Below are 26,447 nucleotides of genomic sequence, written 5' to 3'. Positions count from 1 at the left end.
TTACTCACCTGTAAAAACGGGTTGGCGCCGCTCGGCCATGGCACGGGTGCCCTCGGCAAAGTCGGCGCTGACGATCTGCCACTCCTGCTCGCTGGCTTCGCGGTCTATGATCGTGTCCACCGCATCGGCCAGGCCCATGCGCAGGGTCTCGCGGCTGGACATCACGGCGCGGGGTGCGCTGGCGGCAATTTCCTCGGCCAGTGTACGGGCAGCCTGGCGTTCCTGACCCGGTTCGGCCAGCACATCGGCAAGGCCGATACGTACGGCTTCGCGGCCGTCGATGCGCCGGCCGGTGGCAAGCAGCAAGGCAGCCATCTGCGGGCCGACCAGGCGCGGCATGGTAACCGAAATGCCGAAGCCTTGATGAATCCCCAAGCGGTTGAAGTTGGCCGAAAAGCGCGCTTTTTCGCTGGTGACACGAAAGTCGGCGACCAGCGCCAGGCCCAGGCCGCCGCCTATGGCAGCGCCCTCCACCACACAGATCAACGGCTTGCGGGTGCGGAACAGGCGCACCGCCGACTTGTAGACCCGCCGCGGGTACTGCGGGTCACGTTGGTCGGCCCCGGAAAAGTCGGCCCCGGCACAGAACACCTTGCCTTCGGCCACCAGCACTGTCACCCGGCAGGCGGGCAACTGATCGAGGTAGTCCAGGGTATCGGCCAGGTCCTTGATCAGCTCGGCATCGAAAAAATTCAGCGGCGGACGGCTGAAACTCAAGGTGGCGACATGCCCTTGAAGTTCCAGGGTCAGGCCGCGGCCTGGGGTAAACGTGCTGGGGATCGGCATACAAGCTCCAAAAGGTCACAGGTTGTGGGTGGGCGGCTATTGCTTCACGGGCCGGGTTGCTGATAGCGTATTTACTTGTTGGGCGTTCAGCAAGTTTAAAAACTAGAGCCCTGCCCCTTCAATCACATGAGCACATTGTTATGCAGGCACTCGATATTCGACCCTGTCACCTGGACGCCAAGGCCGAAACCTTGCGCGTCGAGGTCCGCAGCTTTCTCGCCCAGGCCCTCAAAGACCTTCCCGCTGCCGAGCGAGCCAAGAACTGGAACGGTGCCGACAGCGCCTTCAGTCGCCAGCTTGGCGAACGCGGCTGGCTTGGCATGACCTGGCCCAAGCGCTACGGCGGCCATGAGCGCAGTGCGCTGGAACGCTACGTGGTGCTGGAAGAGCTGCTGGCCGCCGGCGCCCCGGTCAACGCGCACTGGATTGCCGAACGTCAGTCGGGCCCGCTGCTGATGAAGTTTTCCCCTGAAGTGCTTGCCCCGCGACTGTTGCCGGCCATCGCCCGTGGCGAGCTGCTGTTCTGCATCGGCATGAGCGAACCGGATGTCGGTTCCGACCTTGCCTCGGTGCGTACCCGTGCGGTGAAGACCGAAGGTGGATGGGTGGTCAACGGCAGCAAGGTCTGGACCACTGGCGCCCAGCGCTGCGACTACATGGTCACCCTGCTGCGCACCGGGCCCAAGGAGCCTGGCGATCGTCACGGCGGCCTGTCGCAGTTGCTGATCGACCTGAAAGCCCCCGGCGTCACCGTGCGACCGATCCACAACATGCTCGGCGAGCATGATTTCAACGAGGTGTTCCTGGAGGATGTGTTCGTTGCCGACGACTTTCTCATCGGCCAGCCCGGCGATGGCTGGAAGCAGGTCGGTGCCGAGCTTGCGCTGGAACGCAGCGGCCCGGAACGCTACCTGAGCTGCACCCAGCTGTACCTGGAAATGCTCGACGCCGCCGACGCCAGCAACCCGCATCACGCGGTGAGCCTGGGCCGCGTGGCGGCGCGCTATGCAGCCTTGCGGCAAATGTCGCTGGGGGTCGCCGGAATGCTTGCCCGAGGCGAGAACCCTGCCACCCCGGCGGCGCTGGTCAAGGACCAGGGCGCGCTGCTCGAACAGGCCATGCCCGACCTTGCCCACACGCTGTTCGGCGATACGCGCACGCCCGGCTCCCGACTCGACCAGGTAATGCGCTACCTGACCCAGACCGCCCCGTCGTTTTCCCTGCGAGGCGGCACCCGCGAAATTCTTCGTGGAATCATTGCCAGAGGATTAGGACTGCGATGAACCAGGCACTCCATCACAACGACGGGCACGACAGTGCGACTTCGTCACTGCAACGACTGATCGCCGACAGCGTCGAGCGCCTGTTCAACGATCAAGTGACACCCCAAGTCCTGACGCAATTCGATAGTGGTCTGCCGGCCGATGCGCTATGGCAGCAACTGGTCGAGCACGGCTTGCCCCAAGCCCTGGTGGCACCGGTGTCCGACGACAACACCGCCAGCTGGCTTGATGTCAGCCCGGTGCTGCGTGGCGTGGGCTACTGGCAGGCGCCGGTACCGCTGAGCGAAACGCTGCTGGCCGGCATGCTGTTGTCCCGGGCAGGTATCGAGGTCCCCGAGGGTGCGCTGACGGTGCTGCAGGCTGGCGCTGCCACCGCACTTGAACTGACAGCATCCGGGGTACTCAATGGCCGCTGCGCCAACGTACCCTGGGCGCGCAGTTGCCGCTGGGCGGCGGTGGCCGACGACAACGGCCGTGTGGCCCTGGTCGATCTGCGCCAGGCCCAGGTCAGCGTCGAAGCAGGCACCAACTTCGCCGGCGAGGAGCGCGATGTACTGCAGTTCACGGCCGCTCCCGTGGACGCGCTGGGTACCTTGCAACTGGCCGATATCCGCGAGCCGGTGCGGGTATTCGGTGCCTTGGTGCGGGCGTGCATGCTGGTGGGTGCGCTGGAGTCGTGCCTCGACCAGGCGGTGGCGTATGCCAACGAGCGGGTCCAGTTCGGCAAGGCTATCGGCGCCTTCCAGGCCATCCAGCAGCAACTGGCGCATATGGCCGGCGCCATCAGCGCGGCCCGTACCGCCACCGAGGTGGCCCTGTACAGCGCGAACCAGGTGATGCAGGCCGCGCCTGGCAGCGCCAGCAGCCTGGCCTTCGATGTTGCCGTGGCCAAAGTCTGCGCTGGTGAAGCCGCCAGCCTAGCAACCTCGGTGGCGCACCAGGTCCACGGCGCCATCGGCTTTACCCAGGAGCACCGCCTGCACTTCGCCACCCGCCGCGTGTGGTCGTGGCGCGATGAGTTCGGCAGCGATGCGCACTGGGCCCAGGTGCTGGGCCAGGCAGCGATTGCAGCGGGCAGCGAAGGGTTCTGGGCCGGGCTGACGGCGCGCTCTCTGTAAACGTGGCCCCGGGAAGGAGCGGGCTTGCTCTGCGATAGCGATCCAACCGTCACATCGCATCGCGGGGCAAGTCGAGACGTCGCACCGCCGCGCCTACAGCCAGTACCGCGCCACCGACGATCAGGAGCGCCGCAACCAGGATCGACCATGTAAACGTACCCGGATCGAGCGCTACCAGGATCAGGGTGGACAGCAGCGGCGCCAGGTAGGACAACGCGCCGATGCGCTGGGATTCACCGGCCTTGGTGGCATAGTCCCAGGCAAAGAAGGCAATACCGACCGGGCCCAGCCCCAACAACAGCAAGGCGACGCCGTTACCGGCATCGGGGATGACCGTCTGCTCGAACAACAGGTGGCAGACCAACCCGGCCATCGCCACCCCTCCGCAAATCCCGCCCATCACATTGGGCGAGGCACCGTTGTAGCGTTTGTTCCACACCGAGTAGCTCGACCACACCAACGCGCCGGCAAAGGCCGACAGGTAGCCGGCGATCGCCGCGTCAGAGAAGCCGCCCCAACCGGGTAGCAACAACACGGCGGTGCCCAGCAGCCCCAGGCTTGCACCCAGCAGGCAAGCGGGCTTGAGCCTGCCGCCGTTGCACAGGCTGCCCAGCACCACGATCAACAGCGGCCAGAGATAGGCAATCAGGCTGGCCTGTGCCGCAGGCGCCTTCTTCAAGGCGAAAAAGTAGAAGGCATGGTAGAAAAAGATCCCGCAAAAACCCGAGACCCAGACGCCCCACGGCTGGCGCCACGCAGCAAACCCACCGGCCACACCAAGTGCTGAAGTGATGCAACTGAGCACAAAGGGCACGAGGAACGATAGAAACATCACCTCGAACGGCGGGATGGCGGCAGTGCGCGTGGTCAGCAAGGCCAACGAGGACCACATGACAATCGCCAGCAGCCCCGCGAGGTTGGCGAGTTGCAGAGATCGTTTGGGTGAAGTGTCCGGGGAAAACGAGGTACGGGTCATGGCAACCTGATCGCAGGGTTTGCCCGACTATAGGCTCGGGTACTGCAGGCAGGATTGTAGAAACCCGCATTTTTATTGTTCAAAACCGTGAGCGATAACGCAGGCGGCCCGGCGTCAGGCCGTATTTTTTCTTCATGGCATGGGTCAACGCACTCTGGTCGCAAAAGCCGCAGCGGCTGGCGATGTCGCTGATGGTCAAGGGGGTGCCGACCAGCAACTGATTGGCCTGGCGCAAACGCAGATCGAGCAGATAGGCATGAGGCGTGGTGCGGTACACCTGTTGAAAAAGATCGTTCATCTTGCGTTCGCTGACCCCCACCGCCTGGGCCATGTGCTTGCAACTGATGGGCTCGGCGATGTGACGCTGCATGAAATCGACGATTTTGCCGCACAGCACCTGATGGAGGCTCGGCTCGGGGGCCGGGTTGGCCAAGGTGCAGAACATGAGGTTCAACCAGGCCTGCGAGTCGGGAGCCGTCGCACTCTGGAAATAGCGCACCAGGTGCAAGCAAGGGTTCGACACCTGGAAGAACTGCGCATCGAGCAGCGGGTCGAGGGCGATGCGTTGCTGGGCGACATACGCCAGCGGCACATCGGCGACGATGAACTGCGCGCCGGGCCTGGCGTGGAAATCATGGCGACTGTTGGCAGGAATGAGCACACCCGTGCTGCAACTGAGGTAGCCACCACGGCCATCAACTTCGATCTCCATCACGCCAGTGGTGGGTACCACCAACTGATGAAAATCGTGGGTGTGGAGTTCGGCGCCGGCCTCGTAGGTTTTCAGGCTGACTTCGCTAATAGCGTCCATTGTGCCTCCTGCAGGAACGGGCTTGCCCCGCGATACGCTGTGACTGATGGTACGCCATCGCGCGGCAATCCTTACACCTCACTCAGAAGCACACAGCGGGGCGCTTGCAACGAACGAAAGGTTTGCTGTGGCCCGTCCCGACATCAGTGCCAGATACCGGCTCATTCAACACCCCCATTCTGCGCATAGGCCACAGCCTTGTCCGCCTGATTCGAAGCCGCGCAGCATCAGCAGCGGCCCGAAGGTGGCATCCAGCGGCCCCATCAGGCCTGCACCTGCTGGCCGTGGACTGGAATGAGGCGGCGGTACGACGTCTCGACTTGCCCCGCGATAGCGAACAGGCGTTACATCGCCATCACGAGGCAAGCCCCTACCCGGCGACTGCTGCGCAGCCGATCGCAGCCTCGTTCCTCGGCAGCGGCTACAGATTGCAAATCAGTCCGGTGTAGCCGCTGGCGACAGCCTGCGATCGACCGCACAGCGGTCGTGGTTCATGACAGTTGCTCCTACCCCAGATTACCGAGGCCCTCGCGAATCAGCTTCTTGTTGATCTTGCCAACGCTGGTCTTGGGTATCTCGCTGACAAAGCGTACCTGGCGCGGTATCGCCCATTTGTTCAGCCGGCCGCTGTCGACAAACTGCTGCAGGTGCCGCGCCAAACCGGGTTGGTCCAGCCGCGCGCCGGCGACACACACCACCAGCGCCAAGGGCTGTTCACCCCATTGCGTGTCGGCAATACCCACAACGGCCACGGCATCGACATCGCTGTGCTGGCTGATCAGGCTCTCGAGTTCCACCGAGCTGATCCACTCGCCGCCGGTCTTGATCACGTCCTTGATCCGGTCGCGGATCTGTACCACGCCGCGCTCATTGATGCAGGCCATGTCGCCAGTATGCATCCAGCCACCGGCCCACAGTTCGGCCCCCTGCTCCGGTGCGTTCAGGTAGCCCTGGGTGAGCCAGGGCGCACGTACCACGATCTCGCCCAGGCTTTCTCCGTCATGGGCGACGCTTTTGCCCTGGCCATCGACAATGCGCAGGTCGACCAGGGGCACAGGCACGCCGGCGTTGATGCGCAGTGGCAGTTGCTGGTCCATGGGCAGCGCAAGATCTTCCGCACTCAGGCAGGTGAGGCTCAGCAACGGGCAGCTCTCGGACATGCCATAGCCGCAGTACACCCGGATGCCCCGGGCGCTGGCGCGCGCAGCCAGGCCCTGGGTCAGGGCGCTGCCGCCAAGGAGCATTTTCCAGCCGACCAGGTCGGTGCGCCGACCCTCTTCGCAATCGAGCATCATCTGCAACAGGGTCGGTACGCAGTGGGAGAACGTCACCTGTTCCTCACGGAACAGGCGCACCAACTGGTTGGGCTCGTAGCGGCCGGGGTACACCTGCTTGATGCCCAATGCCGTGGCGACATAGGGCACGCCCCAGGCATGCACATGGAACATCGGGGTGATCGGCATGTACACATCGCCCGAGCGCAGCAAGGGCTCCGCCCCGCAGGCGGCGAAGGTACCCAGCTCGTTGAGGGTGTGCAACACCAGCTGCCGATGAGTGAAATACACCCCTTTGGGATTGCCCGTGGTGCCGGTGGTATAGAACAGGGTCGCCAGCGAGTTCTCGTCGAAGTCGGGGAACTCATACTCGTCACAAGCCCCGGCAAGCAACGCTTCGTACTCGCCTGCCACGGGCAGGTCGGTGATACAGGTACCCTGGTCACTCAAGCGGATATAACGCTCGACCGTGGTCAACTCGCCGCCGATCTGCTCCATCAGCGGCAGGAAATCGTCATGCACCAGCACCAGGCGATCTTCGGCGTGGTTCATGGTGTAGCGGACCTGTTCCGCCGACAGCCGCACATTGACGGTGTGCAGCACCGCGCCCAGCATCGGTACGGCAAAGAAACATTCCAGCGCACGATGGCTGTCCCAGTCGAGCAAGGCCACGGTATCGCCGGGCTTGACCCCGGCCTGGGTCAGTACATTGGCCAGGCGCTGGATGCGCTCATTCAGGGTGGTGTAGGTGTAGCGCAGCGTGTCGGCATAGACGATTTCCTGGCCGGGCTGGTAGCGCACGCCCGACAGCAGCAGGCGCTTGATCAGCAAGGGGTAGTTATAGGCCCCGGGGGCCGGCGGTATGACGCGGGTGTTGATCATGTGCGTGTCCTTCACAGTTGCTCGGCGTCGAGCAGGTACAGGCTGTGGCTGCCGGCCTTGACGCTGGCGCTCAGGGAGTGGATGCGCGGCAACAGGCGGGCAAAGTAGAAGCGCGCAGTGCCCAGCTTGCTCTGGTAGAACGCCCCCTGTTCCTGCCGGGCCAGGGCCACGTCGGCCATCTGCGCCCAGAACCAGGCGTACAGCGTGTAGCCCATCACATGCAGGTACTCCACCGCCGCCGCGCCGACTTCCCGCGGGTCGCCGTGGGCGCGGTCGAGCACCCAGGCCGTCAGTTCGTCCAGATTGGCCATGGCGGCCAGCAGCGGTGCGCCGAACTCTGCACGCGACGCTGGCAGGCCTTTTGCGTAGGCCTTGATCTGCTCGGACAACAGCCCGTAGGTGCGACCACCGTCGGCCACCAGCTTGCGCCCCATCAGGTCCAGGGCCTGGATACCATTGGTGCCTTCGTAGATCTGGGTGATACGACAGTCGCGGATCAACTGCTCCTGGCCCCATTCGCGTATGTAGCCGTGGCCTCCGAACACCTGCTGGCCATGCACCGTGGTTTCCAGGCCCAGGTCGGTGAGGAAGGCCTTGGCCACTGGCGTCAGCAACGCGACCTGGGCCTCGGCCTGGCTGCGCGCCGCGGCGTCTTCGCTGTACTTGGCCAGGTCCAGTTGTTGCGCCACGTAGGTGGAAAACGCCCGCCCGCCTTCGTTCAGCGCCTTCATGGTCAGCAGCATGCGGCGCACGTCCGGATGTACGACAATCGGGTCGGCCGCCTGCTCGGCGGCTTGCGGCCCGCTGGGCGCACGGCTTTGCAGGCGCTCGCGGGCATACTCGATGGCGTTCTGGTACGAGCGTTCGCCCAGGGCCAGGCCCTGGATACCCACGCCCAGGCGCTCGTAGTTCATCATGGTGAACATGGCAGCCAGGCCCTTGTTCGGCTCGCCCACCAGGTAGCCGGTGGCGCCGTCGAAGTTCATCACGCAGGTGGCCGAGGCCTTGATGCCCATCTTGTGCTCGATGGAGCCGCAGCTCACCGCGTTGGCCTGGTTCAGCGCCCCGTCGTCGCCAACCATCACCTTGGGTACCAGGAACAGCGAGATGCCCTTGGCTCCGGCGGGCGCATCGGGCAGCTTGGCCAGCACCAGGTGAATGATGTTCTCACTCAGGTCCTGTTCGCCGCCGGTGATGAAGATCTTCGTACCGCTGACCCGATAGCTGCCATCGGCCTGGGGCTCGGCGCGGGTACGGATGAGCCCCAGGTCGGTGCCGGCATGGGGCTCGGTCAGGCACATGGAGCCGCTCCAGCGCCCTTCGTACATGGGCGGCAGATAGCGGGCCTTGAGCGCTTCGCTGGCATGGTTGAGCAGCGACAGGCAGGCACCCGCCGTGAGCATCGGGTACAGGGCAAACGACAGGTTGGCGGCATTGAGCATCTCTTCGACCTGCGCGCCAATCACCTTGGGCATGCCCATGCCACCGAACTCCGGCGAGCCGGCCACACCCACCCAGCCATCGGCGGCGTAGGTACGGTAGGCCTGGACAAAGCCGTCGGGGGTGACGACCCGCCCCGCGTCGAAGCGACAGCCCTGTTCATCACCACTGCGGTTGAGCGGCGCCACCACCTGGGCGATGACCTTGCCGGCCTGCTCCAGTACCGCCCGGGCGGTGTCGGCATCGATCTGCTCGGCCAGGGCCGGCATCCGTGCCCACTGAGACGGGATGTCGAAGACTTCGTTGAACAGAAATTCCATGTCGCGCAAAGGTGGGAGGTAATCAGACATGTTGCGAACACTCGACTGCTTGGGTGGTTAGGGGCTGCCCCTTGGCAGGTGCGGGGCTTGCGGTGGTCGCCCGGGCCTTGTTGTCGGGCAACAGGAAGTACGACAGCGCCGGGATCAGGATCAGCGCGCCAAGCATGTTCCACAGGAACATGAAGGTCAGCAGGATGCCCATGTCGGCCTGGAACTTGATCGGCGACCAGGCCCAGCCCACTACGCCGGCGGCCAGGGTGATGCCCACCAGGCCCACTACCCGGCCGGTGAAGGCCACAGCGTTCTCATAGGCCTGTGACAGCGACATGCCCTTGCGCTGGTAATGCAGCTGCACGCTGAGCAGGTACAGCGCGTAATCGACGCCGATGCCCACGCCCAGGGCGATCACCGGCAAGGTAGCGACTTTCACCCCGATGCCCATCATCACCATCAGTGCTTCGCACAGTACCGAGGTGAGCATCAGTGGCAGTACCGCCACCAGGGTGGCGCGCCAGCTGCGGAAGGTGATCAGGCAGAACACCGTGACGGCCAGGTACACCAGCAACAACATAGTGCGGTTGGCGTCATGCACCACGATATTGGTGGCGGCCTCGATACCGGCGCTGCCGGCGGCCAGGAGGAACTGACGGTCGTCGCTGCTATTGGCCTGGGCGAAGCGTTCGGCAATCGCCACCACTTCATTGAGGGTGTCGGCCTTGTGATCCTTGAGGTAGGCGATCACCGGCATCAGCGAGCAATCGTTGTTGAACAGCTCCGGGGCGTTGACCGAGGCCTGTTGCGCCGCGTAGTTGAGCACGTCCTGGTTGCGCTGGATGCTGTTGAGCTTGGGGTTGCCCTCGTAAGTGCCGGCGGTGATCTGGCGCACCGCGTTGGTCAGCGACAGCGTGGTCTGCACCCCCGGATACTGTTGCAGCTCCCAAGCCAGGCGGTCGGCCAGCACCAGGGTCTGGTAGCGCAGGCAGCCTTCGGGGGCGGTTTTGATCATCACCGCGAAGGTGTCGCTGGACAGCGCGTAGTGCCCGGTGATGTAGGCGTTGTCGCGGTTGTAGCGCGAGTCGGCATGCAGCTCCGGGGCGCCACTGTCAAGGTCGCCGATCTTCAGTTGCAGGCTGACCCAGAAGCCCCCTGCCCCCATCAGCGCGGCAATGACCACGGCGGCGGTGGCCCACCTGCGTGTGGTAAAGCGGTCGAGCAGGTCCCAGAGCTTGCCGAAACCGCGGTGCTCGGCCGCCCGCGAGTCGATTCGCAGCGCCCGCTCGGCAGCCTTGCGGCCAACGCCAATGTACGAAAGCGCCACCGGCATCAGCAGCAGCGAGGTGAAGATCAGCACGGCTACGCCGATGCTGGCGGTGATGGCCAGGTCCTGGATCACCGGGATGTCGATCAGCATCAGCACGGCAAAGCCCACGGCGTCGGCCAGCAGCGCGGTGACACCGGCCACGAACAGGCGGCGGAAGGTGTAGCGCGCGGCAATCTGGCGGTGGGTGCCGCGGCCGATGTCCTGCATGATGCCGTTCATCTTCTGCGCGGCATGGGACACACCGATGGCGAAAATCAGGAACGGCACCAGGATCGAATACGGATCAATCGCGTAGCCCAGCCAGGCGACGATCCCCAGTTGCCACACCACCGCCGTCAGCGAGCACACCACCACCAGCAAGGTGCTACGCACGCAACGGGTATAGAGGAAGATGATCACCAGGGTGGTCACCACTGCCAGGGCGAAGAACAGCATGACCTGGATCAGCCCGTCGATCAGATCGCCCATCAGCTTGGCGAAGCCGATCACATGGATCTTGTAGTGGCCCTGGCCGCCGTTTTCAGTACCGATGGCTTCGTACTGGTTGCGCAGCTGTTCGAGCTTGAGGGAAAAGTCGTGGTAGTCGATGCCGCGGCCGGTGGCCGAGTCGCGGTCGAACAGCGGCACAATGAGCATGCTCGACTTGAAGTCACGGGCCACCAGGCTGCCGACAATATTGGCGCGCTCGATGTTCTGGCGCAGTTGCTGGATATCCTCGGCCGAGCCCTGGTAACTGTCGGGCATTACCGGCCCGCCCTGGAAGCCCTCTTCGGTGACTTCGGTCCAGCGCACCGCCGGGCTCCACAGTGACTTCATCCAGGCGCGGTCCACGCCCTGGGCAAGGAACAGCTCATCGTTGATCTGGCGCAGGGTCTGCAAGTAGGCCGGGTCGAAGATGTCGCCCTGGGTGTTCTCCACCACAATACGCAGCGAATTGCCCAGGCCGCGCAGCGACTCACGGTTGTTCAGGTAGTTTTGAATATAGGGATGACTCTGGGGAATCATTTTCTCGAAGCTTGGGCGCAACTCCAGGCGCGTCAGGGCCATGAAGCCCAGCACCAGGGTAACCAGCAGCATGCACACCACGAACGGCAGCCGGTGGTTGAACACCAGGCGTTCGAGCAGGTTGCCGGAGCGTGCATCGAAGTCGCCGAGGTTACGGATCACCGGCAGGGTGTCTTGTTGGATGTTGGCCATCAGGTTGTTCTCTTGTTATGGCTGCAGCGGTTGTTCGTGGGCCAGGGTGCGCACACCGCGGTCGCCTACCAGCACCAGGTCGGACGCGGCATCGAAGGTCGCCCCGCTGACCGGGGTGCGGGCCGTTTGCGTCACCGGTTGGAAACTTACGCCGCTATCACGGCTGACCAGCACGTCCCCGGCCTGGCTCGACAGCCAGAGTTGCCCGGCACGGTCCAGGCTGGCGGCGGTGATGCTGGTGGATAGCCCGGTGGGGACGGCTTGCCAGTGCTGGCCGCCATCGGTGCTGCGGTACACATGCCCGCGCAAGCCGTAGGCCAGCAGCACGCCCGGTTTGCCGAGCGCACCAAAGAAGGTGCCCGCGTATGGCGTGGTCAGTCGTTCAAAGTGCTGGCCATCCGCGGTGAGCTTGAGCAGCAGGCCCTGCTCGCCGGTGATGTACAGCGCGCTGTCGACCTCGGCCAGGCTGGTCAGGTGCAAGGCCTGCGGGTTGTCGGTGCGTTCAAGCCACGGTGTCCAGTGCCGGCCGCCATCGCTGGTGTGCAACAGCAGGTTGAACACCCCGACCGCAAAGCCGTTGTCGGCATCGCGGAACCACACATCCAGCAGCGGCTTGTCGGCACCTTCGGCCACCAGCCGCTCCCCCTCACCCACCCACGTTGCCCAGCGCTCATCCCCCGGCGCGGCGTGAGCCTGGGCCCGGTACCAGGCCACGACCTGCTCGCCCAGTACGCGTCCGTCCAGCTGCTTTTCCCAGCTCAGGCCACCGTCGCGGCTGTGCAGGATCACCCCGTCATTGCCCACTGCCCAGCCCAGCTCCGGGGTCGGGAACGTAACGGCGTTGAGGTCGGCGCTGACCGGCACTCGCGCTTGTTGCCAGCGGCTGCCCAAGTCATCGGAATACACAATGTGCCCGCGCGGCCCTACCGCCACCAGGCGTGGCCCCGCACGGGTCACATCGCGCAAGGCGCTGTTGCTGGCCAGGGCGCTGGGCATGGCCGGCAGGTCCAGCACGTCTACATAAGTGGCCGCCTGGGCCGTGCCGTGCAGGGCCAGCAACGCCACCATCAGCGTCGTCCATCGCTTCAAACAGTACATACCCGATCCTCCGGATCGCTCAACCAGGGGCCCGGCGCCAGGTATCGACGCCAGGCCGTTCGTGGACGCTTATCGGATACCGGCGCCGGCCAACGACTCGGGCGACCATTGGGTACGCGACAGCGGCTCGATGTAGCGGATGCCGCCATAGGCACCGACCACGCCGTTGAGGTTGTAGGTGCCGCCGATCAAGTCGTAGATCATGAAGGGCGTGGCATCCGGGGTCTGCTTGTCGTAGCTCTGGCTGAGGAAGGCGAACGAGCCGCGGTACAGTTGGTCACGGGCGTCGTACTGGTCCGAGGCCAGAGCGATCCAGCTGTCTTCGTCGAGGTAGAAGCGGCGCTTGTGGTAGATGTGGCGGGCGCCGTCCTTGAGTTTGCCTTCCACCACCCACACCCGGTGTTTTTCCCAGCGCACAAATTGCGGCGCCAGGTGGTTGGGGGTGGTCAGCTGCTTGACGTCGGTGTGGTAGGTGAGCTGGTAGGTGTTGTACGGCACGTACATTTCCTGCTTGCCCACCAGGGTCCAGTCGTAGCGGTCCAGAGCGCCGTTGAAGACGAACACGTCATCGTAGGTGCCAGAGCCCGAAGTACCGGGGTTGGGCGTGTCGTAGGCGAGGTTCGGTGCCAGCTTGACCCGGCGCTGCCCCGGCAGGTACTGCCAGGCGCTGCGTGGTTGTACCAGCGGGTTGGCGGCATCGCGCAGCATCATCGCTTCGCCGGCGCGACGAGCGGGCCCGGTGTAGCTCAGCTTCATCTGGTAGTAGGTGTCCTTGGCGCCGATCAGCTTGTTCATGTCCTCGTAGATCGGATAGCTGATGTTGGCCTGGCCGGTGGTGGACAGGGTTGGCCGGCCACTGGCGTCTACGTTCCATGAGTCGTACTTGGCGGTCATGCTCACGCCCTGGTAGCGCAACAGGAAGTTCCACATGGCTTCGGCGCCGGTCTGCGGAATCGGGAACGGAATACCCGGCAGCACGTTGTCGACGGCCGTACCGCCCTCCTGGCTGCGCGCACCCACGGCGTTCTTGCGGGTGTTGTCCAGTACCGCTTGCGGCAAGGCGACGGTGCGATGGGTCGGGTAGACGTCTACGCGAAAACTGGGGTAGCGCTTGAGCAGTTCCAGGGTGGTGGCGGTCAGCTGGCCCTTGTACTGCTCGGCATTCTTGCCGTCGATGACCAGCAGCGGTTTTTCACCGGCAAACGGGTCGGGGCGCATGCTTTCGCCGCTCTTGTAGCTGGCCGGCGGGGTCACCAGGCCGCCCTGGTAGGCGGGAATCGAGCCGTCGGCATTGGCGGCCTTTTCGGCGCCGATCGCGGTCAGGCTGGTGCCCAGGCGCGCGGCCTGTTCGGTGGAAACGGCCGCCTGGGCGGTATTGAGGGCAGCCAGCGACAGGCACGTGGCCAACAGTGTGTGCACGTAGTTCATGATTGTTGTTTTCCTGTTTGGTCTGTGGGAGACGGACTCAGAAGGTGGTCTTGAGGGTCAGGTAGAGCGCGCCACGGTCCTCGGTGGTGGCTGCGCCGCCAGAGAAAGACGCGTACCCGCCGCCGTAGCAGGTGTAATCCTGCTCGCCGTCCAGGGCATTGGGGGTCGTGCCATCGGTCTGGCCGTTGTTGCACGACTGGGACTTGCCAAAGCCGTCGACGTACTTGAGGTCGACAAAATACTGGTTGTACACCGCAGCACTGACGCCCACGGCGTAGTTGCCGGTGTCCTCGGCGCCGCCGCCCTGCACGGGAGACACCCCGTCCAGGCCCATGTTGATCGACAGCGGCATGCTCAGGTCGACGCCGGGCACCACCTGGTACCAGGTCGGGGTGAAGTTGACGGCGATGCCCCAGTTGTCACGGGTGGGTTTGTCGATGCCGCGGTAGCTGCTCTTGCCCTTGTACAAGGCCTCGTTGTGGCCATCGAGCTTGAGCAGGTTGCTGTAGAACAGTTCGCTCAGCAGGGTGGCGCTGTCGAACAGTGGTGTATCGCCAATGGTCATCAGGCCATTGAGGGTCCAGTGCAGGGTCTGGCCGGTGGCGCTCATGCCATCGCCATCCTCGGGCACGTCGTAGACCACGCCACTGCTCGGCAGGCGTGGTGGCAACAGACCGAAACCGCCGCCCAGGCCGCCGGTTCCCGGTGCACTGACAATCGCCGGAATGCTCGCCAGCGGCATGTTGTGACGGATGTTCAGGTCGCTGCCGACGCTGATGCCGGCCACGTCCTTGGACAGGCTCAGGCCATACACGTCGATGTTGTCGGCGTAGGCAAACTGATAGGTAGGGGTTTGCAGCGAGTTGTAGAGGTTGCCGACCGCGCCCTGGAAACCTGCCGGCGGGTTGCCGAACGGGCCACGGGAAACCGTCATGCCACGTGCATCGAGCCAGGCCTGGGGCAGGATCTCGGAGGTCTTGCGGTAGTAGAAGCCCAGGGTGCCGCCCAGCCACTCGGGCGACCACTTGGCCATCACCCCCCAGTCACCGCGCTTGTCCGGGGTCAGGTCATGGCCGCGGCGGATGCTGGTCAATGCCCCTTGTACCGGGATCAGCCCAGGGGTACCGGTATGACCGAGCAGGAAGCTCTGGGCGCCCTCGCCCACCAGGTCTGAACCGCCATAGAAGGTGCCGGCTTCGGGCAGGCGAGCGGCATCCCAGTCGAGGAAGTACTGGGCACCAATGGTCAGTTCCGGGTTGACCAGGAACGAGGTCGACAGCTGGTTGCGGGGTACGAACAACTCTTTGGCTTCGGTACCGGGCGATGCCGCCAGCTTGGCGAGGTCAAGACCCGACTGTCCGTAGCTGAGCGAATGCACCGGGTTGAGCAGCGTCTCGCCCCAGAACAGGTTGTGCTGGCCCAGCTTGCCGCTGAGCTGCGAGTTATCACCGATGTCGGTGCGCATGAACACGAAGGCATCGAGCACTTCGCCCGACGGGCCGCTGTAGTAGCGCTGGGCGTAGTTGCTCAGGTGCGGGCTGCCCAGTGGCGTACCCGTGCCTGGCAGGCCATTGAGGCTCGGGTTGATGCCGGAGGTGTCACCGTTGCCATTGACGAACGGATTGGAGTTGGAGCCGGTGTTGTCATAGGCCTTGTCGTACCAACTGGCGGCACTGACGCGAAAGCCCATGTTGCCCTGGTAGATCACATCCAGTTCGGTGAGCAGGTCGACCCGATTGGTCACGGTGGTGCCGGCCTTGCGAAAGTTGTAGTCGCCATCGTTGTTGTTCGGGGTGGCGAGCATGCGTTTGTCGGCGCTTTCGGTGCGTACGCCGTAGTTGTACTTGACGGTGTTGTCCAGACGCACGGCCCAGTCTTCACTGCCGGTATCGACTTCGAACGCCTGGGCACCGGGCAGTGTGAGCAGGCTGATGGCGCAGGCCAGCAGGCAGCGCTGTGGGTTCACAGCACGGTGAGTGCGATGTTTTGGCATTGCGATGACTCCACTTATTGTTATTGTTTTTAACTCCACCCGTCGTGTGCGGGTGTTGGTCGAGCATCCGTGCGGTGAGGCAGGCGTTAGCGGTCGAGCATGTGAATCAGGGCCTCGGCCTTGGGCCAGGGGCCAAATCCGGCGGCGGGATTGAGGTGGCCGACCGCACCCAGCTCCAGCAGTTGGCTGCCCCAGCCACGGGCCATGGCACTGGCGGCTTCGAGGCTGGCCAGGTGGTCATTACTGCTGGCAGCGACGATGCTCGGGAACGGCAGTGGCGTGATCGGCAGCGGGCTCCAGCCATTGGCGCGCAGGCTATCGGGGCTTGGGTAGTTGTCCGGCCATGCCGCTTCAAGGTCAGGAGGTGCGGCCAGCAACGCCCCTTTGATCGGGCGCTGATAACGCGCGGCCCAATGGGCAACCATCAGCACCCCGGCGCTGTGCGCCACCAGCAGCACATCGCCGTCGATCTGCTCGATCTCGCGCTGGATCGCCTCGACCCGTGCCGTGCAGTCGAGCCCGTTGACCTGTAGCGGTGGCACCGAGCGGACCTTGGCCAGGCGCGCCTGGAGCAAGGTCTGCCAATGCTCGGCCACATGATCACGCAGGCCGGGAACGATCAGAACAGTAGCGGCGGTATGCAGTTTTTCCACGTCGGTACCTTTGCTCGGAACAGTCCGCTCGCGAGTGTTGTCGAGCGCTTGTGGCGTCACAGTAATCACCCCACCTGCAAGGCGCTTTACATTGAGCGTCAGTGACTTTTCATTTGATGACAAAGGCAAAGGCAGGCGACCGAAGCGCCAGTACACAAGGCATTTGCGTCGCACCAACGGGCATAAAACGGCTTCTCATTTGACGACACACAGGCTATAAGAAGCGACCCGCCGCAGAAGCGGGTCGCCTGATGAGAATGCGTGGAAAACAATAAAATGACCGCCCTCGTACGTGCTGCAAGCTTGACCAATTACCTCGAAGTGTCCCGTCACCTGGGGCTCAACCCCCATGCTTTGCTGGCCCAGGTGGGCCTGAGCGCTGCCCTGCTCGACGACCCCAACCAACGCCTGCCGGTGGCCAGCGTGATCACCCTGCTGGAAGAGTCTGCCCAGGTCAGTGGCTGTGAAACCTTCGGCCTGCGCATGGCCGAGCTGCGCCAGTTGTCGGATTTCGGTGAAATCAGCTTGCTGCTCAGCCACCAGCGCACCCTGCGCGATGCGCTTCAAGTCATCGTGCAATACCGCCATTTACTCAACGACGCCCTGGCCATTCATATAGAAGAAGCCGGCAAGACCGTGATCATTCGTGAAGAAGTGGTGAGCGACCTGCCTCACCGGGGGCGCCAGTCCATCGAGCTGGCCATTGGTGTGATGCTGCGCCTCTGTGCTGCCCTGCTCGGGGCCCACTGGCATCCGATCAGCGCAAACTTCACCCATGCCGCCCCCGCCGACCTGTCGATTCACCGGCGTATCTTTGGCTGCAAGCTGGTGTTTGGCAGTGAGTTCAACGGCATCGTCTGCCCGGCGGCCGACCTCGACACCGCCAACCCGCTGGCCAATGAGGCCATGGCCCGGCTGGCGCAGCGCTACCTGGATACCCTGCAGGCAGGCGGCAAGCTGTCGCTGGAACTGGAGATGCGCAAGACCATCTATCTGTTGCTGCCGATGGGTCGCGCCACCATTGAACAGGTGGCGCAGACCCAGGGCATGAACGTGCGCACCCTGCAACGGCGCCTGGAGGAAAGTGGCGTGACTTTCAGCGATCTGGTCAACGGCGTGCGTCGCGACCTGGTAATCCGTTACCTGGAAAACCCCAACTATTCGCTGGGGCGCATCGCCGACATGCTCGGCTACTCGATGCCCAGCTCGTTCACTCGCTGGTTCATCGCCCAGTTCGGTATGCCGCCAGCCAGCTGGCGGGCCCAGCACGGCGTGCAGATGCGCTGAACCCGCAGGCCGCTAGTAGTCGTAGCGGTCCACGGCGCGACGCCGTTCGTTGTCATCACGCATGTCATAGTTGGCGGTGGTCTGGATGTTGGTGTGGTGTGCCAGCTTCTGGGCAATCGACAGGTCGTGCTCCTCGATCACCCGAGTGATGAACGAACGGCGAAAATCATGGGGCATGATCTTGACCCCCACCTGGGTGCCGCGCTGGCGGGCAATGTAGTAGATCGCATGCTTGGTAATGCGCTCGCGGGTAATGTGGCTGCCGCGACGAATTCGATTGAACAGGAAGTCGTCGTCTGCCTGGCCCTCTGGCAGGTGTTCGCGACGAAAAGCCAACCAGGCATTCAGCTTGTCGAAGGCCCAGGTGGGCGCGTACTTGATCAGTTGCTTGTTGCCCTTGCCCAGCACCTGCAGGCTGCGCTCGTTGAAATCGACCTGGGCCAGGCTCAGGTTGACCGACTCGGATTTGCGCATGCCGGTGCCATAGAGCAAGGCGATCACTGCGGCATCACGCAATCCCTGCGGCCGGGGGTCGGCGGCGCATGCATCCATCAGCTCGCGGATCAGGCTGCGCTTGAGGTTGCGTCCGGTTGGCAGTCGTGTGCCCTGGGTCGGCTTGACCGTGCGAATTCGCAACAGCTGTTCCTGGTCGATCAGGCCCAGGCGCCAGGCTTCGTTCATCACGCCGCGCACGGCGTTGACGTACAGCGACGAGGTGTTGGGTGCATAGCCGTCGGCCCGCAAGGCAGCGACCAGGGCCGTGACATGACCCGGTTCGAGCTGGTGCCAGGGCACCTCGGCGATGTCGCAATCCTCGAAGCCCAGCCGGTCGGCGGCATCCTGGAGGATGTACTTCATGGTCAGCTGGCTGGAAGGCGCCAAACGCGCGAGGTATTGCAGCAAGGGATTGTGCAGTGAATCGGACAAACCGGAAATCCTGTAGAGCTGAGTCAGAATGACTGCATCAGGTCATTCTGACTCGAATCAACCAGGGTCAATATGACCCACATCATGAGCAGGCCCTTGATAGACAAGAGGTTTATACCTGGCACGTTTCGTGATAGTACCTCATCAGTCCTACCAGAATCGATTGAGGGCAAAATCATGGCCACCCTGTTCAGTCATTCCCGTCACCTGTTGCTGGTATCTAGCTACCTGCTATCGGGCGGGCTTGCCCTGTTGACCGTTGGTCTGTTGCTTGCCTACGGCTGGCAGGCACACCTGACCATCGCCACCCAGGTACTGGGCCATAGCCTGGTGATCCTCGGGCCGACCCTGCTCAAGGTGGGTTACATATTACGCCTGGTCGCGCACCATCAACTGCACAAGGAGTGCCCTCATGCGTTGGCTTGAACAACTGCCACTCTGGCGACTGGGCTTTCGCCCGTTCTTTCTGGCGGGCAGCGCTTTCGCCTTGCTGGCGATCTTGCTCTGGGCGCTGTGGCTGGCGGGGGCGATCAACCCTGAACCCACCGGCGGCATGCTGGCCTGGCATCGGCACGAGATGCTGTTCGGCTTTGGCGCGGCGATCATTGCCGGCTTCCTGCTGACGGCGGTGCAGAACTGGAGCGGCCTGCCGGGGCTCAAGGGCCGCCCGCTGCTGGCCCTGGTGCTGCTTTGGCTGCTGGGTCGCCTGGCCTGGTTCAGCCCCCTGCCCCTGCCCGCCCTGGTGCTGTTGCAAGCAGTGTTTCTACCACTGGTTGCGCTTGCACTCGCCAGGCCGATAATCCGCCGCAAGCTGCGCAACAACTACCCGATTGTCGTCATGGTGTTACTGATTGCCGGCTGCCAGTGGATGGCCCTGGGCGGGCTGCTGCAGGCTGATGAGGCACTGCAACGGCGCGGCGCGCTGGCCGGGCTGTGGTTGATCGGGGCGTTGATGACCGTGCTTGGCGGGCGGGTCATTCCGTTTTTCACCCAGCGCGGGCTTGGTCTTGCTGCACAGCCGGCGGGGAAAGCCTGGCTTGAGCGCCTGACACTGGCCAGCAGCCTTGGCGTGGCGGTACTGACGGCAGCAGGCCTGAGTGATGCGCCGTCGCTGCCGATGGCTGGTGCATTCCTGTTGCTGTGTGTCTTGCATGGGCTGCGGCTGTGGCGCTGGTACACACCGGGGGTGCGCAAGGTGCCCTTGCTGTGGTCACTGCACCTGGCCTACCTGTGGTTACTGTTGGCAAGCCTGGGGATGGCGGCATGGCACCTGGAGCTGGGCCTGAACCAGAGCCTGGCCAGCCATGCCCTGAGTGTCGGCGCCATGAGCGCGATGATCGTGGCGATGATGGCACGGGTGAGCCTGGGCCATACCGGCAGGCCGCTGCAGGTGCCCGCGGCGATTGTTGGCGCTTTTGTCCTGGTGCAACTGGCGGCAGTACTGCGGATCGGCGTGGTGCCCTTCAGCCATTGGGGGCTGGGCCTGTCGGCACTGTGCTGGGTGCTGGCATTTGCACTGTTCGTGCGCCATTACGCGCCGATCCTCTGGGCGGCTCGGGTCGATGGCAAACCGGGTTGAGCCCGGGCGCAGTCAGATGGGCTACAGTTGCCAGAGTCCCTTCGCGCAGAGGCCCCATGGCATTTCACCGCCTGTCCCGCAGCCACCCACGCCTGACGCTCGCTGCCCTCGCCGGTGTACTGGGCGGCTGGCTGATTCCGGCAAACGACTGGATCGAACATGTACTGGTTGGCTGGAACCTCGGCGTCTGGCTCTACGTGCTGCTGATCCTGTGGCTGAGCCTGACTGCCAATCCCGACAAGGTACGCAAAGTTGCCAGCATCGAGGACGAGAACGCCGGCCTGGTTCTGTTTACTGTCAGCATTGCCGCGATAGCAAGCCTGGCGGCGGTAACCTTGCAACTGGTGGCCGGCGCCAAACTGAACGACGGCCCCACCCTGGCGCACTACGCCTTCACCGGCCTCACCGTGGCCGGTTCCTGGTTGTTGATCGGCACCATCTTCAGCCTGCACTACGCCCATCTGTTCTACACCGCCACCGCGCACGCGCCGTTACTGCGCTTCAGCGACGGTGAACGCCACCCCGACTACTGGGATTTCCACTATTTTTCATTCACCTTGAGCGTGGCGGTGCAAACCTCGGATGTGGGGGTTGCCGGGCGCGAGATGCGTCGGGTGGTGCTGGCCCACTCACTGGTAGGCTTTGTGTTCAACACTGCGATACTGGGCTTTACCATCAACATGGCAGCTGCCTTGCTCAACTGAAGCCCGACCTTCCAGTGCTTGCATGGCGCACTGGGCGATGCGACGGCAGGCTTGCTCCAGGCGCTCGCTGTCGAGCACCAGGCCAAGGCGCAGGTGCCCGGCAGCACTGGGCCCAAAGGCATCGCCGGCCAGCACTGATACCCCATGGTCCTCCAGCAGGCGCTCGGCGAACGCCTGGGCGCCCAGGCCCGTTTCACGGATATCGATCATCACGAACATGCCACCGTCAGGCGTGTGTACCCCCACGCCAGGGCAATCGGCCAAGCTTGCACAGACCCGGTCGCGGCGCTCGCGGTAGATGTCGCGCATCTGCCGCACCTCGGGCAGGTCCTGCTCCAGCGCCAACTGGGCCGCATTCTGGATAAAGTCCGGCAGCCCATACAGCATGCACAGCGCCAGGTTGCTCAAGTGTTCGCCCAGCACCTGGGGCCCGATCACCCAACCGACCCGCCAGCCCGACATGGCGTGGGACTTGGAAAGGCTATTGATGGTCGCCGTGCGTTCGGCCATGCCCGGCAGGCTGGCGGGGCTGAAGTGCTGCCCCTCGTAGAGCAGTTCGCTGTAGACCTCATCGCTGATCAACCACAGGTCGTGGTCGATACAGATCTGTGCCAAGTGCTCCCAGGTGGACCGAGGCAGGCTGGCGCCCGTTGGGTTATGCGGGCTGTTGAACAACAGCGCGCGGGTGCGCGGCGTGACCCGTGCGGCGACATCGGCAGGGTCTACCCGAAAGCCCTGCTCGGGCTTGACCGCCACCGGTACCACCCGAGCACCACAGGCGCCGAACACCGCCTCGTAGGTGACGTACATCGGTTCGGCCACAATCACTTCGTCGCCCGGATCGAACAGGCACTGCGCCACGCCGTACAGCGCACATTGGGCCCCCGCCAGTACCACCACGTTCTGCGGTTCGACCGGCTGCCCGCTATGGCGGGCCTGGTGGCTGGCGATGGCCTGGCGCAGCCCCAGGCTGCCGCGCACATCGGCGTAATGGGTATGGCCGGCACGCAGGCTGTCGATGGCGGCTTGGACAATCGGCTGCGGAGTATCGAAATCCGGGTCGCCAATCGACAACAGAAAAATCTCCCGCCCCTGGCTTTGCAACTCGACCGCGCGGTAGTGGATGTTCCAGGCAGCAGCGCCGTCACCGGCGATACGATGGGTGAGCGCGGAATAACGCATGGCGGGTCTCCTTGACTGAACCTGGCGCGCCGTTGTTCTGGCCGTTTGTCTGAAAGTCTCCCAGGCAAGCATCCCAGCCGACTGCCGGTAAAAATAGCAGAACAGCCAGCGCCTACGGGGGGAAACTTTGCCGGCAAACGTTTGCCGTTGCGGACGGTTGATCCAGGCCGGCAGCACCCTGACCGAGACCTGGTTCAAAGAATCGCAAAACCGTCACTTGCGCGGGCAGACACTGACCTCAGCAGTGCTATGTTTAGGATTCTCGCAAGGTCCCATGGCCTGCAGCCACCTCGACCCGATCACCCTGTTGTTCACCCTACAAGGAGGCCGGCATGAACAAGCTTACCTTTCCCAACGCTTGCCAGGTAATGCGCTGGCATTTTCACCCGCTGGGTTTCGAGGCCAGCATGGACGCCCCGCGCAGCATGGTCGCCCGCCTGTTCGACCGCGCCACCGGCGAAACGCTGCTAGCCATTGCCGGCATCCCGTGTGCCACCGTCATGCCGGCCGCCGATGTCGAACGCATCATCGAGGCGGTCGAAGCCGAACTCGATGCCTTCGAGCCTTCCTGCAACCTGCGTGCGGTCGGCTGAGCGATCAGCTCACCGCCATCGCTTTGCGCGTACGCTCGATATCGACGATGAAGCGCTCGGCCGGCATGGGCTGGCCGAGCAGATAGCCCTGCAATGAGTCGCAACCAAGGCGGGTCAGGAAGTTCTGCTGACGGTCGGTTTCCACGCCCTCGGCGACAATCCGCAGGCCCAGCGCCTGCCCCAGGGCGACAATCGCCGAAACAATGGCGGCATCGTCGCTGTCCTGCTCGAGATCGCGCACAAAGCCGCGGTCGATCTTCAATTCGTTGGCCGGCAAGCGCTTGAGGTACATCAGGCTCGAGTAGCCGGTGCCGAAGTCGTCGATCGACAGGTCCACCCCCATGTCCGACAGCTGCTGCAACACCGCCATACTGGCATCGGCATCGCGCATGGCAGTGGTTTCTGTGATTTCCAGAGTCAGGCTGTTGGCCGGCAACTGATGCCGCGCCAAGACCCGCGCCACGCTTTCCACCAATCCGGCATGACAGAACTGGATGGCCGACAGGTTGACCGCGATACGCCAGTCGGCATGCCCCTGGTCGATCCAGGCGCGCATCTGCCGGCAGGCTTCGTCGAGCACCCATTCACCGATGGGGATGATCAAGCCGGTCTTTTCTGCCAGGACGATGAAGCGATCCGGCAACAGCAAACCATGCTGGGGATGCTCCCAGCGCAACAATGCCTCGGCACCAATCGGCAGACAGTTCTGGGCATCGAACTTGGGTTGGTAATAGAGGCGGAACTGGCCCTGCTCCAACGCCATGCGCAAGTCCTGGAGCAATTGCAGTTGCAGGCGCGCGTTGCTGTTCATCGACACATCAAAGAAGCTGTAGCCATTCTTGCCCGCGCTTTTGGCGTGGTACATCGCCGCATCGGCATTGCGCAACAGCTCATGCTGGTCGGTGCCGTTGCCCGGGTACAGGACAATGCCGATACTCGCCGAAATCTGCAGGTTCTGCTCGGCCACGCGAAACGCACGGGAAATCAGGTTGACCTGTTTGGCCGCGACCCCTACGGCGTCGTCCGGCTCCTGCAACTCCACCAGCAGCACGAACTCATCGCCACCGATGCGGGCCAGGGTGTCCTGGCTGTGCAGGTGACCGCGCAAGCGCATCGCTACTTCCTTGAGCAACAGGTCGCCCATGTGGTGACCGAAGGCATCGTTGACCGGCTTGAAGCCATCCAGGTCGATGAACATCATTGCAAAGTAACCGCCCTGCTCTGTCACCTTGCTGATGGCCTGCTCGATGCGATCGGCCAGCAACGTGCGGTTGGGCAAGCCGGTCAGGGTGTCATGCAGGGCCAGTTGGGTCAGCTCCTGGTTGGCCAGGGTCAACGATTGCGCCAACGCTGCCGTACGTGCTTCCAGGCGTGCATCGAGCACCGATGTCAGCAGCGCCACCGCCAGCACCGACAGGGTGGTAATCAGCACCAGGTAATCCAGGCCATCACCACTCAGGCCGCTGCCCACCGCACCACAGAAACTGCCTTCGGGGAAATTCGCCGCCGCCATGCCGGTATAGTGCATCCCGACAATCGCCACCCCCATCACCACCGCAGCAGCACCACGGATCTGCCGCACATAGAGGGTTTGCTGGCGCAGCCGGAAGGCTATCCACAACGCCGCTGCCGACGCCCCCACCGCAATCACCAGCGACAGCGCAAACAGTTGCGGGTCGTAGTCGATACCGGGTTGCATCAGCAGCGCCGCCATCCCGGTGTAATGCATGCTGCTGATGCCGGCCCCCATCACCAGCGAGCCGAGCGCCAGTTGCAGCCAGGGCAGGCTTGGCTGGCTGACCAGCCACAAGGCAAAGCCAGAAGAAAGGCCGGCGATGAGCAACGACAACAAGGTCAGTGCCAGGTCATAACCCAGCTGGATCGACAGGTTGAATGCGAGCATGCCGATAAAGTGCATCGACCAGATCCCCACGCCCATCGCCAGCGCCCCGCCGGTCATCCACAGGTACACCGCACGGCCCTTGGCGGTGGCAATCCGACCCGCCAGGTCGAGTGCGGTATAAGAGGCAAGAATGGCCACGCAAAGGGAAATCAACACCAGCGAAGAAGAGTAACTACCGATCAGCATGAGGCCTTCCACAACCCTTGAAACCAGGCACTGAGCAGGCCCGGGGGAAAACCGATGATTGTACTCAAGCTTTGGCGAAACGCACGGGGTTTTCGGTGGTGGGAAGGGAAAGGTCAGCGGTGCCAAACGTAGTGGAGCCCTCTGCTCACGAGGGCGTTTACCAATACTGGGAATGGACGCTAACCAAAGGAGAGTGTCAGTTTTTTTGTGTGCGGGCCGATAACGGCCTGCCGCCAGGCAGGCCAGGCTTTTACCAGGTCGGCCTGATAAATCGATCTCCGTACAGAATCGCAAATTGATTCATCGCATTTTTCCAATCATGCGCCGCCGAGCCCCAGTTTGCCGTAATGTTGCGCAGCCCAAGCCAGATCAGCTTGGTCGCTGCGTCATCAGTCGGGAAGTGGCCTCGCGTTTTGATGATCTTGCGTAGCTGGGCGTTGATGCTTTCGATAGCGTTGGTCGTATAGATCACTTTTCGAATGGCAGGTGGGAAGACAAAAAATGGGATCACTCGATCCCAAGCTCGTCTCCAGGCCGCCACGACCGCTGGGTACTGCTTTCCCCAAGGGCCATTTTCAAAGGCACCCAGTGCTTCCTCAGCCGCTTCTGCGGTGATGGCCTGATAGACCGGTTTAAGCGCCTTGGCCAGCTCACGGCGCTTATCCCACGCCGCATAATCGAGGCTGTTGCGGATCAAGTGGACGATGCAGGTTTGCAGCGTTGTCGCCGGAAACACTGCACTTAGCGCCTCTGGCATGCCTTTGAGACCGTCGGTAACGGCTATCAGCACGTCTTCTACGCCGCGGGTCTTGAGGTCGTTGAATACCTTCATCCAAAACTTCGCACCCTCAGTGTTTTCGATCCAGATGCCAAGAATATCGCGCGTTCCATCGGGTAAAACACCCAGCGCTAAGTAAATCGCCTTGTTGCGGACAAGGCCTTCTTCGCGGATCTTGACCCGCAGCGCATCGAAGAAAATGACTGGGTACATCGGCTCAAGCGGTCGCTGTTGCCACGCACCAATTTCCTCCATCACCTCGTCAGTGACTGAGCTGATGAAGTCATGGGAAACGTCCGTCCCGTATTGCTCAGAGAGGAAAGCGCGGATTTCTCGAACGGTCATGCCTCGGGCATACATGGCGATGATCTTGTCATCAAAACCGGTGTAACGCCGCTCATGCTTGGGGATCAGAATGGGGGCAAAACTGCCATCCCGATCACGGGGAATCTCCAGCCGCAGCGGGCCATCCCCTGTCAAAACCGTCTTGCCCGTTTTGCCGTTGCGCTGGTTGGTTTCATCCTCTGGGCGCTGCGCGCCCGGCGGATACCCCAGGTGGTGACCGAGCTCAGCACTCAATGCTCGCTCAATCAAAGCCTTCTTGAAGGCCGCAGAAGCGTCTTCGATAGCCTCTGCGGTCATCAGCCCTTCACCGAACTGCTCGAGCAGCTCCTTGGGGATTTTTGGTAGGTCACGCAGGGGTTTCTTTTTGGTTGGCATACATGCAC

At 63.3% G+C, this 26,447-nt stretch carries 21 protein-coding genes; 7 read left to right on the top strand and 14 right to left on the bottom strand.

Features of this window, described 5'->3' with window-relative positions:
* Nucleotides 1-786, bottom strand: coding sequence for an enoyl-CoA hydratase/isomerase family protein (locus ABVN19_RS07965; protein WP_051270431.1), 786 nt, complete (start codon nucleotides 784-786; stop codon nucleotides 1-3).
* Between the two features lie 140 nt (nucleotides 787-926).
* On the opposite strand from ABVN19_RS07965, the gene ABVN19_RS07960 reads away from it, so the two are divergent.
* Together ABVN19_RS07960 and ABVN19_RS07955 are read left to right on the top strand one after the other, a co-directional pair.
* On the top strand, nucleotides 927-2,069 hold the full coding sequence (locus tag ABVN19_RS07960; RefSeq protein WP_105641379.1) for an acyl-CoA dehydrogenase family protein: 1,143 nt from the start codon (nucleotides 927-929) through the stop codon (nucleotides 2,067-2,069).
* Nucleotides 2,066-3,187, top strand: coding sequence for an acyl-CoA dehydrogenase (locus tag ABVN19_RS07955; protein WP_051270429.1), 1,122 nt, complete (start codon nucleotides 2,066-2,068; stop codon nucleotides 3,185-3,187). Before ABVN19_RS07960 ends, ABVN19_RS07955 begins: the two co-directional genes overlap by 4 nt.
* 49 nt (nucleotides 3,188-3,236) lie before the next feature.
* Here the strand turns inward: ABVN19_RS07955 and ABVN19_RS07950 are convergent, their stop codons facing one another.
* The 9 genes from ABVN19_RS07950 to ABVN19_RS07910 form a co-directional block, all read right to left on the bottom strand.
* On the bottom strand, nucleotides 3,237-4,163 hold the full coding sequence (locus tag ABVN19_RS07950; RefSeq protein ID WP_051270426.1) for a DMT family transporter: 927 nt from the start codon (nucleotides 4,161-4,163) through the stop codon (nucleotides 3,237-3,239).
* 79 nt (nucleotides 4,164-4,242) lie between these two features.
* Nucleotides 4,243-4,974: an AraC family transcriptional regulator gene (locus ABVN19_RS07945; protein WP_028942102.1), complete on the bottom strand. Its 732-nt coding sequence runs from the start codon at nucleotides 4,972-4,974 to the stop codon at nucleotides 4,243-4,245.
* A 506-nt stretch (nucleotides 4,975-5,480) separates the two neighbouring features.
* The gene (locus tag ABVN19_RS07940; RefSeq protein WP_028942101.1) at nucleotides 5,481-7,130 is read right to left on the bottom strand and encodes a fatty acid--CoA ligase; all 1,650 of its coding nucleotides are present in this window, start codon (nucleotides 7,128-7,130) and stop codon (nucleotides 5,481-5,483) included.
* Nucleotides 7,131-7,141: 11 nt separating this feature from the next.
* Nucleotides 7,142-8,920, bottom strand: a complete 1,779-nt coding sequence (locus ABVN19_RS07935; RefSeq protein WP_028942100.1) for an acyl-CoA dehydrogenase C-terminal domain-containing protein — start codon at nucleotides 8,918-8,920, stop codon at nucleotides 7,142-7,144.
* On the bottom strand, nucleotides 8,913-11,408 hold the full coding sequence (locus ABVN19_RS07930; RefSeq protein ID WP_028942099.1) for an MMPL family transporter: 2,496 nt from the start codon (nucleotides 11,406-11,408) through the stop codon (nucleotides 8,913-8,915). Before ABVN19_RS07930 ends, ABVN19_RS07935 begins: the two co-directional genes overlap by 8 nt.
* A 15-nt stretch (nucleotides 11,409-11,423) precedes the next feature.
* Nucleotides 11,424-12,506 (bottom strand): YCF48-related protein, encoded by a 1,083-nt coding sequence (locus ABVN19_RS07925; protein WP_028942098.1) that lies wholly within the window; start codon nucleotides 12,504-12,506, stop codon nucleotides 11,424-11,426.
* 69 nt (nucleotides 12,507-12,575) lie between these two features.
* Nucleotides 12,576-13,934: a DUF1329 domain-containing protein gene (locus ABVN19_RS07920; protein WP_028942097.1), complete on the bottom strand. Its 1,359-nt coding sequence runs from the start codon at nucleotides 13,932-13,934 to the stop codon at nucleotides 12,576-12,578.
* Between the two features lie 37 nt (nucleotides 13,935-13,971).
* Nucleotides 13,972-15,927 carry a DUF1302 domain-containing protein gene (locus ABVN19_RS07915; protein WP_105641380.1) on the bottom strand — a complete coding sequence of 652 codons (1,956 nt, stop codon included), beginning with the start codon at nucleotides 15,925-15,927 and terminating at the stop codon, nucleotides 13,972-13,974.
* Nucleotides 15,928-16,013: 86 nt separating this feature from the next.
* Nucleotides 16,014-16,580: an alpha/beta hydrolase gene (locus ABVN19_RS07910; protein ID WP_028942095.1), complete on the bottom strand. Its 567-nt coding sequence runs from the start codon at nucleotides 16,578-16,580 to the stop codon at nucleotides 16,014-16,016.
* A gap of 276 nt (nucleotides 16,581-16,856) precedes the next feature.
* Here ABVN19_RS07910 and ABVN19_RS07905 point away from each other — a divergent pair, with 276 nt between their 5' ends.
* Nucleotides 16,857-17,867 carry an AraC family transcriptional regulator gene (locus ABVN19_RS07905; RefSeq protein WP_028942094.1) on the top strand — a complete coding sequence of 337 codons (1,011 nt, stop codon included), beginning with the start codon at nucleotides 16,857-16,859 and terminating at the stop codon, nucleotides 17,865-17,867.
* Between the two features lie 12 nt (nucleotides 17,868-17,879).
* Here the strand turns inward: ABVN19_RS07905 and ABVN19_RS07900 are convergent, their stop codons facing one another.
* A complete protein-coding gene (locus tag ABVN19_RS07900; RefSeq protein WP_028942093.1) occupies nucleotides 17,880-18,794 on the bottom strand; it encodes a tyrosine-type recombinase/integrase in 915 nt (304 codons plus the stop codon).
* A 177-nt stretch (nucleotides 18,795-18,971) separates the two neighbouring features.
* On the opposite strand from ABVN19_RS07900, the gene ABVN19_RS07895 reads away from it, so the two are divergent.
* Genes ABVN19_RS07895 through ABVN19_RS07885 form a run of 3 tightly spaced genes read left to right on the top strand, consistent with a single transcriptional unit; the run spans nucleotide 18,972 to nucleotide 21,077 of the window.
* Nucleotides 18,972-19,220, top strand: a complete 249-nt coding sequence (locus ABVN19_RS07895) for a hypothetical protein (protein WP_028942092.1) — start codon at nucleotides 18,972-18,974, stop codon at nucleotides 19,218-19,220.
* Nucleotides 19,207-20,373 (top strand): NnrS family protein, encoded by a 1,167-nt coding sequence (locus ABVN19_RS07890; RefSeq protein WP_105641381.1) that lies wholly within the window; start codon nucleotides 19,207-19,209, stop codon nucleotides 20,371-20,373. The genes ABVN19_RS07895 and ABVN19_RS07890 overlap by 14 nt, the downstream gene beginning before the upstream one ends.
* A gap of 56 nt (nucleotides 20,374-20,429) precedes the next feature.
* Nucleotides 20,430-21,077 carry a DUF1345 domain-containing protein gene (locus ABVN19_RS07885; RefSeq protein ID WP_105641382.1) on the top strand — a complete coding sequence of 216 codons (648 nt, stop codon included), beginning with the start codon at nucleotides 20,430-20,432 and terminating at the stop codon, nucleotides 21,075-21,077.
* Here ABVN19_RS07885 and ABVN19_RS07880 read toward each other — a convergent pair.
* A complete protein-coding gene (locus tag ABVN19_RS07880) occupies nucleotides 21,003-22,259 on the bottom strand; it encodes an aminotransferase class I/II-fold pyridoxal phosphate-dependent enzyme (RefSeq protein ID WP_028942089.1) in 1,257 nt (418 codons plus the stop codon). The genes ABVN19_RS07885 and ABVN19_RS07880 overlap by 75 nt on opposite strands.
* 332 nt (nucleotides 22,260-22,591) lie before the next feature.
* Between ABVN19_RS07880 and ABVN19_RS07875 the strand changes: the two genes are divergently transcribed.
* Nucleotides 22,592-22,852, top strand: coding sequence for a DUF1652 domain-containing protein (locus ABVN19_RS07875; protein ID WP_028942088.1), 261 nt, complete (start codon nucleotides 22,592-22,594; stop codon nucleotides 22,850-22,852).
* Between the two features lie 4 nt (nucleotides 22,853-22,856).
* Here the strand turns inward: ABVN19_RS07875 and ABVN19_RS07870 are convergent, their stop codons facing one another.
* A complete protein-coding gene (locus ABVN19_RS07870) occupies nucleotides 22,857-24,941 on the bottom strand; it encodes an EAL domain-containing protein (RefSeq protein WP_105641383.1) in 2,085 nt (694 codons plus the stop codon).
* Between the two features lie 250 nt (nucleotides 24,942-25,191).
* Entirely contained in the window at nucleotides 25,192-26,439 is a 1,248-nt protein-coding gene (locus ABVN19_RS07865) for an IS256 family transposase (RefSeq protein ID WP_105642849.1), read from the bottom strand.
* Between the last annotated feature and the right edge of the window lie 8 nt (nucleotides 26,440-26,447).

Origin of the sequence: Pseudomonas vranovensis, from assembly GCF_040438935.1 — a bacterium.
In the GTDB taxonomy this organism is placed as follows: Bacteria; Pseudomonadota; Gammaproteobacteria; order Pseudomonadales; family Pseudomonadaceae; genus Aquipseudomonas; species Aquipseudomonas vranovensis.
The sequence above is the reverse complement of the archived record's forward strand: the minus strand, read 5'-3'. Positions and strand labels throughout refer to the sequence as shown.